The following is an 11,992-nucleotide window of genomic DNA, read 5'->3' as shown; positions in this document are numbered from 1 at the left end:
GAACATTATAACGCGGGAGTTTTAAGTGAAGGAAATCGACCTTGTCTATCGTACGATGTTCGCCGAACTCGGGCAACGATCGCTTGATGCAAGTTTCAAGGCAGACTTCCCACTGGAAGGCCGCTTCGTATCAGTTGCAATCAAGGGCCACGATTACTGGTACTTTGATCGTCCAACCGAAAATGGTGACAAGAGGACATACGTGGGTCCGAAGAGCGATGATGAAATTTCAAAACGAGTAGCTGCATTCAAGGACATCAAAGACGATCTGCGTGCGCGGCGAAAGCTCGTTTCAACATTGACGCGGGAAGCGGGAATGGCGGCGCCCGAACGTTTCACTGGCGACGTTGTCGAAGTCTTGGCTAATGCCGGGGTTTTCAGGCTGAGATCAGTGTTGGTCGGCACGGTGGCTTTTCAGACTTACTCCGGAATTCTCGGGGTCAGACTACCAAACTCCGCCATGCAAACCGGCGATGCGGATTTCGCCCAGTTTCATTCCGTTTCAACTGCAATACAGGATACTATCCCCCCAATCCTCGATGTTTTGCGACAGATTGATCCGACATTTCGCGAAATCCCGCACCAAAATGATGGGCGCAAGACAACACAATTTCAAAATGCAAAGAAATACAAGGTCGAGTTTCTGACTCCAAACATTGGCAGTGATACCAATGCGGGAAAGCCGCTCAAAATGCCTGCCCTCGGCGGCGCGGCGGCCGAACCACTGCGATTTCTCGACTATCTCATCTACGAACCTGTTCGCTCGGTGTTGCTTCATAAGAGCGGAATACCCGTGAATGTTCCTGCCCCGGAGCGGTATGCAGTCCATAAGCTTATCGTGGCTGCCAAACGTCGGAGCGACGACAACGCATCAAGCAAGCGCGACAAAGATATAAGACAAGCAACGTTGCTTATGGATGCATTGATAGGCACCCGCCGTCAATCCGACCTGGCAATCGCATTTTGTGAAGCCTGGAAACGAGGTTCCGCATGGAAGGATGCAGTTACTCTCGGGCTTTCCTACGTTCCTGAACGTCAAATAGACGGCATAAGACGTGGCTTGGCCGAAGGGACGAAGGACATTGACGAGAATCCGTCTGACTATGGGATACCAAATGCACCATAGGGATTTGGGATATTAAATGCCGGCGTACCACTCATACCCGCGGTCTTCCCAGAAGCCACCCTTGCCGCCCGCCAGATTCTTGAAGCTATCGACGAGCTCGATGCCCATGACGTATTTGGCATGCTTGTAGCCGAGCTGGCGCTCGACGCGCAGGCGCAGCGGCGCACCGTGGGCGACTTCGAGATCCTTGCCGTTCATGCTGTAGGCAAGGATCGTCTGCGGATGCCAGGCATCGACAAGATCGATGCTTTCATAATACCGGCCGCTACCGTCCAGCGATGGCTCGAGGTCATCGGCGCAATGAAACACCGCATAGCGTGCGCCGGGCGCGAGCCCGGCCTTCTCCAGCGCGAGCCCGAGCGGCACGCCTGTCCATTTGCCGATGGCGCTCCAGCCTTCGACGCAATCGTGCCGGGTGATTTGCGTGCGCGATGGCATCGCCTTCAGATCGGCCAGCGACAGGTTCAGCGGCGTTTTAACCATGCCATTCACCACGAGCTTCCAGTCGGCGAAATTGTTCTCCGTCATGCGCGTATAGTCTTCGCTATCGGGCTGCGTAGTGCCGTTACCCTTGAAAAGCGGGGAAATATCTGCCTCGGAGAACTCCCGCGCCAGGGTCTGCTGCGACATGAGCAGGCGCTGCGCGCCCATGGTCAGGGATTCTGCCTTTTGCAGGATATCGTTGACGGTCGTGCTCTGCACGAGCCCATCGCCGCAACCCGTCAGCAGTCCGGTTGCCGCGACACTGGAGCCAATCAGAAAACGGCGGCGGGTAAGATCGAAGCTCATTTTGGCGCTTCCTTGTTTGGTTCGAACTTCAACGCATAGTAGCCGGTGATCATCGAGCGCAGATTGTTCCAGACGCCGGAAACCAGCACCATGACGATGTGAACGATAACGAAGATGACGATCAGCGACGCCGAGATGAAATGGATGGTACGGGCCGACTGACGGCCGCCGAAGACATCGAGCAGCCACGGAAAGATTGCATCGAAGCCCGGGGACATGGTCAGGCCGGTTAGTACCATCAGCGGCAGGATGATGAAGATGATGGCCATATAGGTCAGCTTCTGCAGCGAATTATAGTGCCGCGCTTTCTCGCCCTTGGGAAACCGCAGCCGCGCATGGTCCGCTATCTCCTGCGCCAGATGGCTCGGCGTCAATTGATCCTTGGACGGTACGAGATCGCGGCGGAAATGCCGGCCGATCAGGCCGTAGAGCAAATAAACCAGGCCATTGATGACGAAGAACCAGGCGAAGAAGAAGTGCCAGCGGCGCCCGGTGGCAAGGTCCTGATAGCTCGGAATGGTGATCCAGGAAGGAAAAGCACGCGGGCTAAGCTCGCCGTCTTCGGTCGAGGCGCCAAGCACGCCGGTCGTATTCAGTGACAGCGAACCGATGCGTGTCACCCCTTTGATCGTATCGCCATCCTCGACAGCACCAATGGATATGAACGAAGGGTCTGGAAGCGCGTCAGAACCGTACTGGCCCCAATAAAGGTATGGATGAGCGTTGAAGATTTGCAGGCCGCTCATCAGCAGGAAACTCAGGCACAAAACGTTCAGCCAATGGGTGATGCGCACCGCGATTGAATGCCGGTAGAACAGCACCTTCTTGGGCTTGGCGGTGTCGGTGACACCTGATGTGACGCTTGTCATTCGAGCCTCCATGGGCCTTTACAATCAGAGGAGCGGGTTGTGCGTGGTTCGACAAGCTCACCATGAGGGAGGTTGGCTCAATGCAGCAATGCACAAAGTCGCGAGGTTGGAACCTGCGCTCACCATAAGCACCAACCTCCCTCATGATGAGTTCCTTCCTCGTGAGCCTGTCGAACGGCGAACCACGCACAACCCAATCAAATATTAGTTTGTTGTCGTCTTCTTCTTCGGAGCCATCGTGCCCATGGTATCAGGCTTCATCGCATCCTTTTTCGTCATGGTGCTTTTCTTCATTGTATCCTTTTTCATCGCCATTGTGTCGCATTCCTTCATCATGGATTCCTTCTTCATGGCGTCTTTTTCCATGCCTGCATGTTTCATGCAGTCAGCCTTGCTCATCGGTTTCGTGGCGTCCATGGCCGATGCCATGTTCACACCGGCAAATCCTGTTGCGAGAACGAAAGCGGAAAGAGCGATGCTGCGTGTGAGAATGTTCATGATTGTTCTCCTTGGTTTGAATGAGACACGATTGAAAGTGCCTTCAAGTTTCAGATGCCTTTGACATCCACGTGATCCTGGGCATCGCCAGGAATTCCTTGGTTATTGCGTTGCAGCGGCAAGGATCGGCCCGCCATTCGGCGTCTGTATGAGAACTGCCGTGCGCAGTCCCGGCTTTGCCGCGGGCAAATCCACAGTCTCAGGCTTGCCGTCCCAGCTTCCGAGCTTGGTCAGGCTGTGCACAACGTTCTTATGGGGAAGCGTGTGACCACTGTTCTCGCCGCTTCTGACTGGCACATTCACGGTGTGATCATTGTAAGTGACAAACCAGATGTCGGCTTTGCCGCCTGGTGCTGTACCTTCGCCTATCGTCAGGGAACGATTGTTCAAATCAAGCGATGGCGAGTTAAGCTTGCCCTGCGCCGCGATCAGTTGATCCACTTCGGAAATCCTGTTGCCGACGACATCGGCGCGGCCGTTGACCACCATTTGCGGCGTGAAAGGTCCGTCACGGCCGAGTGGAGTCTCATAGACCTCCTGCCGGTCCGTGTATTCGGGCTTGGCAAAAATATCCTTCCAGCCGAGCCGATCCCAATAGGTGACGCCAAAGCTCAGGGCAAGGATGCCGGGGCGTTTGCTGAGTTCGATCAGATTGGCGTTCGCCGGAGGGCAGGACGAGCAACCCTGGCTGGTGAAGAGCTCGACGACGGTGAGCGGCTTCAATGCATCGGCATACGCTGCGCTGGCGCCAAGCATCACCGTTGCGGCGCTCATCGCGAAGGCAAGCACATGGAACCGGTTTTGCTGATTTCCCATCTTCGTCTCCTCACGTTCCCGAATGACCGGACAAAATGTGCCGGTCACATCAGGGAATACGGAGGGCGACAGGAATTGGTTACAACGATCACGGATTGGTGATCAATCTTTGGCGGATTGTTATCACGGGCATTGACCTTCTGCCGCGTTCCACTTCATCTGTAACTTTTATCCCGCTTCGCGCGAATAAGGAATGAACGGAGTGAATCCGGTCGAAACGCGATTGAAGGAACTGATGCTCGCGAGCCTTGATGGCGATGCGCGGAGCTATGGCGTTCTCCTCAACGACTTGGCCAAGCATCTGCGCTTTTATTTCCTGCGCCGGCTGGCGGAAGCGCACAAGGGCGACGCCGACGATCTCGTGCAGGAAACCCTGATGGCGCTGCATACGCGGCGGGCAACGTACGAGACCGACCGGCCCTTCACCTCTTGGTTGCATGCGATTGCGCGCTACAAGCTGATCGATCATTTCAGGCGCAACCGCATAAGGGCGACAGTGCCGCTCGACGACGTGGAGGACCTGTTTGCGCAAGACCTGTCCGATGCGGCGGCGGATCGCATGGATGTGGAACGGCTCTTGCAAACGGTACCGGAAAAATCGCGGGATCTGATCTACCGGACAAAGATCGAAGGCCAGTCTATCGCCGAGGTAGCGCAAAGCACCGGACTTTCGGAAACATCGGTCAAGGTTGGCATACACAGAGGAATAAAGGCGATCGCGGCAAAGTTGAAAGGACATGCACCAGATGACGGCTAGAGCGAGATGCTGCCATATTGAAGCGTTCTGCCGGAGGGAATTCGGGACAAGGTCAAGGGATTTGGCGAGGCCGATGCCTTTCCATCGGACGATGCCGAAGCCCGATGGATTTGGCCCGAATTCACCCGGCCCTTCGGGTTTCCGGCTGGCGGACACCCACGTTGTCATGCGGCATCGTCCGATGGAAAAACATCGGCCTCGCCACCTTCCTAGTGATTGTCTCGCCAGCCGAGAAACAGAACGGATTCAATATGACTGCATCTCGCTCTGAAGACCTGATCGCGCGTCTGACTGGCGAACTCAAGCCGGTATCGCGCATGGCTGTTCTCAAGCGGGTCGGCGTGGGACTGGGCATTAGCCTCGTCGTATCGGCCGTCCTCATGTACTTCTGGCTCGGCATGCGCCCCGACATGATGACGGCTAAAGGAACGATGCCGTTCTGGAGCAAACTGATTTATACGCTTGCCCTCGCTGTTGTCGGCACATGGGCGATCAAACGCATCGGCCACCCCCTCGGAAGCATCCGTGTCAATCTCGCTATCATGGGAATGCTTATCGTTGTAATCAGCATGCTCGGCTTCGTACAGCTCGCAATGGCTCCGCTCGGGGCCCAATATTACCTTTTGACCGGCGAGTCCGTCACCGTCTGCACGTTCAACATCGTGATGCTATCGCTGCCCCTGCTCGTCGGTGCATTCTGGGTGCTGCACGGTCTGGCGCCCACCCGTTTGACCATTGCCGGTGCAGCCGCCGGCCTGGCAGCTGGCGCCATCGGCTCACTGGTCTATTCGTTTCACTGCACGGAAAGCACCATGCCGTTCGTCGCCATCTGGTATACGCTCGGCGTTCTGATCCCCGGCCTGATCGGCGCCATTACCGGGCGGTTCGTGCTGCGGTGGTAGCTCCCTGCCCTCCCCCTTGTGGGGGCCGTAGGCGGGCGAGACACGTGGCTCGCCCCGGTAGTGGCTGCGAAGCAGCCGGGAGGGGAGACTTGCTAATTTAAGAAAGACCCCTCCCCGTCGCTTCGCTCCGTCCCTCCCCACAAGGGGGAGGGTCAGAGCGCTCACACCCTATAGTTTCGTCAGCCACTCATGCTCTACCGCATTGTGGAATTTCCACGTGCGCTTCGGGCCGGCCATCACATTGAGATAATAGAGGTCGTAGCCGTGGCAGGCGGCGCAGGGGTGATAACCCTTCGGCACCATGACCACATCGCCGTCCTCGATCGCCATCGCCTCATCCAGTGAGCGGTCATCCGTGTAGACCCGCTGGAAGCCAAAACCCTGCGGCGGGTTGAAGCGGTGGTAATAGGTTTCTTCCAGATAGGATTCTGCCGGCAGGTTATCCTGATCGTGCTTGTGCGGCGGGTAGCTCGATGTATGACCGCCGGGCGTGATCACCTCGACCACCAGCAATGAATCCGCCGGTTCGTTTTCGGGGAGGATATTGGTGACATAGCGGGTATTGGTGCCTTTGCCGCGTGTTTCCTGGCCGAGATCGTCGGGCGAAATCACCCGCACCGGCAATCCGCCGCCAAGACCCGGCGCTGAACAGACCGCGAGTTCGAGGTCCGTTTCCGCCACGACCGACCAGTCGCAGCTTTGCGGTACATAGACCGACCATGGCTTGCCCTCGAAGGGCGACATGCGCTTGCCGAGCAGGCCGAGATCTTGCCCGTTGACTGTCACTGTTCCCTTGCCGGTGACGAACACCAGACAGACTTCCTTGTCCTCGCTTCTGCCGGAAACGGTCTCGCTTGGCGCAGCACGGTGCAGATCGAAGCCGACATAGGTCCAACCGGCACTTTCCGGCGTGACATGCGCCACATGGCCCTTGCCCTTCTGAGCTTTCAGCAGCAGTTTCGACATGGTTTACTCCTTATCGGTGCCAAGGTCTTCCGGCTTGACAGCATCCGCCGGCTTAACAGGGTCCGAAGCATCGAAGATGATGAAGAATTGCCAGATCCCGTATCCGGCAAAAGCCAGCACTATGATGCCCCAGAATGGTGTTCCGGTCGCAAACTCGAAAATTGCCCAGGCAATGCAGAACGCCACGACAGCAACGCGGCGCCAAAGCGGACGAAAAAACGGATGGTTCGAGTCTTTGTTCAAGCGAGCCCTGCTTCCTTGATGAAGCGGCTGAGATTGGCGTGGCCGAGCTTCGAATAGGTGGCCGGATCGGCCTTCTTCGGATCCTGCTCGGCTTCCACCACGACCCAGCCGCTATAACCCTGAAGTTCCTTCAGCACACGAACATAATCGATCATGCCGTCGCCCGGAACAGTATAGACGCCTGCCAGCACGGAATCGAGGAAAGACCAGTCTTCGCGGTTCGACTGCCACATGACCGCCTCGCGAATATCCTTGCAGTGCACATGGCCGATGCGCGTCTTGTAGTGCCGCGCCAGCCGGGCCGGATCGCCGCCGCCCCAGGTCGCATGGCCGGTATCGAGCAAAAGGTTGACGGCGCTTCCCGTCACTTCCATGAAACGGTCGATCTCGGCCTCGGTCTGCACGACCGTCCCCATGTGGTGGTGGTAGACCAGCTGCAGGCCATAGGTCTGCTTCACACCTTCGGCAAATCGCGTATAGCGCTCGCCGAAAACTGTCCATGCCGCCTTCTGCAGGACGGGGCGCGCCGACAGCGGCAGGTCCTTGTTGGAATGAATGGCGTTGGAGGTTTCCGCTGCGATCAGCACCGAGCAGCCCATATCCCTGAGCAGCGTCGCATGGCCCTTGACGGCTTCGAGTTCCGCATCGACATCGCGTGTGAGAAGCTCGGTCGAATACCAGCCACTGACGAGGCTGTGGCCATAGGATTCGAGGATTGGCCGCAGCTTGTCGGCGGTGCGCGGAAACTTGTTGCCAAGCTCCATGCCGGTGAACCCGGCAGCCTGAGCCTGCTCAAGGCAGGTTTCCAGCGGAATATCGCCGCCGATTTCCAGCATGTCATCATTGGACCAGCCGATTGGGTTCGCCCCGATACGGATCATTCGTATGTTCCTTCAGTTATGTGCGCGTTGCACAAAATTCCTGGTTGGGCGCTTACCCTCCCCCTTGTGGGGAGGGCGAGCGAAGCGACGGGAGGGGTCTTTCTAACGGCAGATGTTTTCAAAGATTCCCCTCCCCGGACCTGCGGTCCGTCCCTCCCCACAAGGGGGAGGGTAAGGCACCCAGACTGCCATCATCTGTCTAAGTCTAATCACCCACCCGCTGCAATCGCAGCTTCTCTTCATAGTCCTTCCGCGCTGCGTTTACCTCTGGCCGCGCGCTTACTTCCGGCACCGCGACATCCCACCAGGTACCGCCCTCTTCGGTAGAGATCAGCGGATCGGTATCGATGACAACCACCGTCGTGCGGTCATTCTGCTTGGCCCGGGCGAGCGCGCTTTCGAGCTCGGCAATCGACGCCACCTTTTCGGATATCGCGCCAAGACTGCGTGCATGCGCGGCAAAATCGATATCCGGCAAGACCTCGTGTTTCGTGTCCTTGAGCAGATTGTTGAAGTTCGCCCCGCCCGTCTCCATTTGCAGCCGGTTGATGCAGCCATAGCCGCGATTGTCGAGCAATACGATATTGATCTTCTGGCCGAGCATCACCGATGTCGCGATTTCCGAGTTCAGCATCAGGTAGGACCCGTCGCCGATCATGACGACAACCTCGTCATTGGGCTTGGCCATCTTGGCACCCAGCCCGCCCGCGATCTCGTATCCCATGCAGGAAAAGCCATATTCCGCGTGGTAGGAGCCAGGTGCCCCCGCCTGCCACAATTTGTGCATCTCACCGGGCAGACCACCTGCCGCATGCAGCACGGTCGCTTCGCTACCCATCGCCCGCTGCACGGCACCGATCACCTGCGCATCCGAAGGCAGCGCCGCATTGGCCAATGGGTTGGGGAGCCCGGTAACCTTGGCGGCGGCTCTCTGCCATTCCGCCTTGCCGCTCTTGGCATTGTCGGTCCAGCTCGCCGGTGCCTTGTAGCCCTGCAGTCCTGCAGCAAGCTCCAGCAGCCCTTCCTTGGCATCAGCTACAAGCGGCAAAGCCCGGTGCTTTGTTGCATCGAAGGGCTGGACATTGAGGCCGATGAAGGTTTTCTCCGAATTCTGGAACAGCGCCCACGAACCGGTGGTGAAATCCTGCAGCCGCGTACCGACAGCGACGATAACATCGGCTTCCTGCGCCAGCCGGTTGGCGGCGGAGGTTCCAGTGACGCCGATCGCCGCCATGTTGAGCGGATGCATGTCCGGCAGCGAGGACTTGCCGCCTTGCGTCTCGCAGACGGGAATACCGGCAGCTTCGACAAACTCCGCCAGCTCTTTCGACGCTTGCGAATAGATGACACCGCCGCCAGCGATAACCAGCGGCTTCTTCGCCGATTTCAGCGCCGCGATGGCGGCCGCCAGTTCGTCGCGGTCCGGCCTTGGCCGCCGCTGCGTCCAAACACGTTCCTCGAAGAAGCTTTCCGGATAGTCATAGGCTTCGGCCTGCACGTCCTGACACAGTGCAAGCGTCACCGGCCCGCATTCTGCCGGATCGGTCAGCACCGCCATCGCCCGCGCCAGCGCCGGGATGATCTGTTCCGGCCGGGTGATCCGGTCGAAATAGCGCGAAACCGGCCGAAAACAGTCATTGGCCGAAACCGTGCCGTCGCCAAACGATTCCACCTGTTGAAGAACAGGGTCCGGTACCCGGTTGGCGAATACATCGCCGGGTAGAAGCAGCAGCGGCAGCCGGTTGACATGCGCCAGCGCCGCGGCCGTCACCATATTGGTTGCACCCGGCCCGACGGAACTCGTCACTGCCATCATGCGGCGGCGAAAGCTCGCCTTGGCAAAGGAGATGGCGGCATGGGCCATAGCCTGCTCGTTGTGACCGCGATAGGTCGGCAGTTCTTCGCGGACCTGATACAGCGCCTCGCCGAGGCCCGCGACATTGCCATGGCCGAAAATAGCCCAGACACCGGCGAAGACCGGAACCTTCTTACCGTCCACAATCGTCATCTGGTTACTCAGGAACCGCGTCAGTGCCTGCGCCATGGTCAGGCGTATCGTCTTGGTCATGTCGGTCTCCTCCCGTGCCAGCTATGCCGCTTGTTTATTGCGGCTGGCAAGCCAGGCCTTGGTCAATTTTTCGAAACGATCGGCCATATCGGTAATAGCAGCCTCATCGGACGTACGGCCCGAGAGCCAGTTTTCCGCCGCATCCATGAACAATGTCCGCCCAACGGCGAAGCCCTTCACAATCGGCGTACTGGCCGTCGCGGCAAAAGCTGCTTCCAGCTCGTCATGCGGCGCTTCCAGCCCAAGCAGTACGACACCGCGGCACCAGGGATCGTTCTTCTCGATCACCGCCTCGATCTTTTTCCACGCGGCAGCGGAAGCCTGTGGTTCCAGTTTCCACCAGTCCGGCTTGATGCCAAGCGCATAAAGTTCTTCCAGCGCCTGGGGAATGGTGTTGTCGTCGAGCTTGCCGTGCTTGCCGGCGATAATCTCGATCAGCAGTTCACGCCCGACCTTGCGCGCGGCTTCAAACAGTGTGCGCAGCTTTGCCTGCTGCTCCGCCTTCAGGTCCGCCGGATCGTCCGGGCGATAGAAGCACAGGCATTTGATGCAATGATCCACCGGCCATTCCGCCAGCTGCGAGCCGATATCCTGCGAAAATTCGAAGCGCAGCGGACGCGAACCTGGCAATTCCACCGGACGCCCCAGCCAGTCGAAATTGTGCCGCGCAAACTCGAACATCGCCTCGCGGCCGAATTTCTCGTCGAGCAGCATGCCATAGCCGCTGCGGCCGCCCGCAACCTTTGCCGCCGCCTTCACCGCCAGTTCCTTGAACACACGCACCTTGGCGACATCCGCGCCTACCTTTTGCGCAAGGTCTTCCAACTGGACCCTGTGATCGATGGCAAAGGTCATCATCGACGGTATTTCATGCCGCCGCGTCGTCGCCCAATGCACGTGGTTGATCGCCTCGTCCTTGCGCAAGGCATGATAGGTGCTGCCATGCTTGAGGAAATATTGCAGCTCCTCGAAGGTCGGGATTTCCGGCGAGCAAAGCAGCCGCGACACCGCAAAGGCGCCGCAGGCATTGGCCCAGGTTGCAGCCGTTGCCAGCGGCTCGCCGCCGAGCCAGCCGCGCAGGAAACCGGACATGAACGCATCGCCGGCGCCAAGAACGTTGAACACTTCGATAGGAAAGCCCTTGCCGACAATACCATCCTCGAGATCGTCGGATATTGCGCCTTCATAAACGATGCAGCCCATGGGGCCGCGCTTCAGGACGATGGTGCCGCTCGAAAGTGCCCGGATGGTCTTCAACGCGCTGAGCAAATCGGCTTCACCCGACGCGATCAGCACTTCCTCTTCCGTGCCGACGATCAGGTCGCAATCAGCCAATACCGTCTTGAGATGGTTGGACACCGCATCGGAGGCGATATAGCGGCTGTCACCTTCGCCATGCCCGGCAAGGCCCCACAAATTGGGCCGATAATCGATATCGAACACCACTTTTCCGCCCGCTTCCTTCATCAGGCGGATTGCCTTGCGCTGCGCCGCATCAGGTTTCGGCTTGGAGAAATGTGTGCCGGTAACGACAACGGCGCGTGCCGACTGGATGAATGCCGGATCGACATCGCCTTCATCGAGCGCCATATCGGCACAGTTCTCGCGATAGAATATCAGCGGAAAGCTCTTGTCGTTCTCGACCGACAGGATCACCAGCGCCGAAAGCCGTTCCGGGTCGGTGATCACGCCATCGGTGGCAACGCCCTCGCGCATCATCTGCTCGCGGATATAACGGCCCATCTGCTCATCGCCGACGCGCGACAACAGCGCCGAGCGCAAACCGAGCCGCGCCGTACCGATGGCGATATTGGCAGGACACCCACCGACTGACTTTGCAAATGACGTGATATCCTCGAGGCGCGAGCCGATTTGCTGGCCATAAAGGTCCACGGACGAACGACCGATGGTAATGACATCAAGCGGCGTGCCAAGGGGCGTCCTTGCATCAGCTCTGTCCATGATAGTCCTCCCGATAGACTGATAAGTCCCGGCATAAAGCGGCCAGGAATTTTCCTATATGAAATAATAATTCTATCAAATCGTCAATATGGAATGTCTGTTCTTTTTGTATTTC

General features: G+C 58.2%; 12 protein-coding genes. 3 read left to right on the top strand and 9 right to left on the bottom strand.

The annotated features are described in order from the left end of the window. Positions 1-25 precede the first annotated feature (25 nt). Positions 26-1,126 (top strand): nucleotidyltransferase family protein, encoded by a 1,101-nt coding sequence (locus tag ACSQ3H_RS08550; RefSeq protein ID WP_436116658.1) that lies wholly within the window; start codon positions 26-28, stop codon positions 1,124-1,126. Between the two features lie 12 nt (positions 1,127-1,138). Here the strand turns inward: ACSQ3H_RS08550 and ACSQ3H_RS08545 are convergent, their stop codons facing one another. From ACSQ3H_RS08545 to ACSQ3H_RS08530, 4 genes are all read right to left on the bottom strand, one after another. Beyond that, complete coding sequence (locus tag ACSQ3H_RS08545) at positions 1,139-1,915, bottom strand: molybdopterin-binding protein (RefSeq protein ID WP_436116657.1); 777 nt, start codon at positions 1,913-1,915, stop codon at positions 1,139-1,141. Then, positions 1,912-2,784: a cytochrome b/b6 domain-containing protein gene (locus tag ACSQ3H_RS08540; protein WP_436116656.1), complete on the bottom strand. Its 873-nt coding sequence runs from the start codon at positions 2,782-2,784 to the stop codon at positions 1,912-1,914. Before ACSQ3H_RS08540 ends, ACSQ3H_RS08545 begins: the two co-directional genes overlap by 4 nt. A gap of 204 nt (positions 2,785-2,988) precedes the next feature. Continuing rightward, positions 2,989-3,282 carry a hypothetical protein gene (locus ACSQ3H_RS08535; RefSeq protein ID WP_436116655.1) on the bottom strand — a complete coding sequence of 98 codons (294 nt, stop codon included), beginning with the start codon at positions 3,280-3,282 and terminating at the stop codon, positions 2,989-2,991. Positions 3,283-3,384: 102 nt separating this feature from the next. Beyond that, positions 3,385-4,098, bottom strand: coding sequence for a DUF1223 domain-containing protein (locus ACSQ3H_RS08530; protein ID WP_436116654.1), 714 nt, complete (start codon positions 4,096-4,098; stop codon positions 3,385-3,387). Between the two features lie 193 nt (positions 4,099-4,291). Here ACSQ3H_RS08530 and ACSQ3H_RS08525 point away from each other — a divergent pair, with 193 nt between their 5' ends. Together ACSQ3H_RS08525 and ACSQ3H_RS08520 are read left to right on the top strand one after the other, a co-directional pair. Next, positions 4,292-4,855: a sigma-70 family RNA polymerase sigma factor gene (locus tag ACSQ3H_RS08525; RefSeq protein WP_436116653.1), complete on the top strand. Its 564-nt coding sequence runs from the start codon at positions 4,292-4,294 to the stop codon at positions 4,853-4,855. A gap of 251 nt (positions 4,856-5,106) precedes the next feature. Beyond that, entirely contained in the window at positions 5,107-5,757 is a 651-nt protein-coding gene (locus ACSQ3H_RS08520) for an NrsF family protein (protein ID WP_436116652.1), read from the top strand. Positions 5,758-5,925: 168 nt separating this feature from the next. Here the strand turns inward: ACSQ3H_RS08520 and iolB are convergent, their stop codons facing one another. From iolB to ACSQ3H_RS08495, 5 genes are all read right to left on the bottom strand, one after another. Beyond that, positions 5,926-6,723, bottom strand: a complete 798-nt coding sequence (gene iolB / locus ACSQ3H_RS08515) for a 5-deoxy-glucuronate isomerase (RefSeq protein WP_436116651.1) — start codon at positions 6,721-6,723, stop codon at positions 5,926-5,928. A gap of 3 nt (positions 6,724-6,726) precedes the next feature. After that, positions 6,727-6,966: a DUF3329 domain-containing protein gene (locus ACSQ3H_RS08510; RefSeq protein ID WP_436116650.1), complete on the bottom strand. Its 240-nt coding sequence runs from the start codon at positions 6,964-6,966 to the stop codon at positions 6,727-6,729. Continuing rightward, a complete protein-coding gene (iolE, locus tag ACSQ3H_RS08505; protein ID WP_436116649.1) occupies positions 6,963-7,847 on the bottom strand; it encodes a myo-inosose-2 dehydratase in 885 nt (294 codons plus the stop codon). Before iolE ends, ACSQ3H_RS08510 begins: the two co-directional genes overlap by 4 nt. Positions 7,848-8,052: 205 nt before the next feature. Beyond that, a complete protein-coding gene (gene iolD, locus ACSQ3H_RS08500; RefSeq protein ID WP_436116648.1) occupies positions 8,053-9,915 on the bottom strand; it encodes a 3D-(3,5/4)-trihydroxycyclohexane-1,2-dione acylhydrolase (decyclizing) in 1,863 nt (620 codons plus the stop codon). 21 nt (positions 9,916-9,936) lie between these two features. Then, a complete protein-coding gene (locus ACSQ3H_RS08495; RefSeq protein WP_436116647.1) occupies positions 9,937-11,877 on the bottom strand; it encodes a bifunctional 5-dehydro-2-deoxygluconokinase/5-dehydro-2-deoxyphosphogluconate aldolase in 1,941 nt (646 codons plus the stop codon). Positions 11,878-11,992: the final 115 nt, after the last annotated feature.

Origin of the sequence: Phyllobacterium sp. LjRoot231 (genome assembly GCF_964253365.1) — a bacterium.
Lineage (GTDB): Bacteria > Pseudomonadota > Alphaproteobacteria > Rhizobiales > Rhizobiaceae > Phyllobacterium.
The sequence above is the reverse complement of the archived record's forward strand: the minus strand, read 5'-3'. Positions and strand labels throughout refer to the sequence as shown.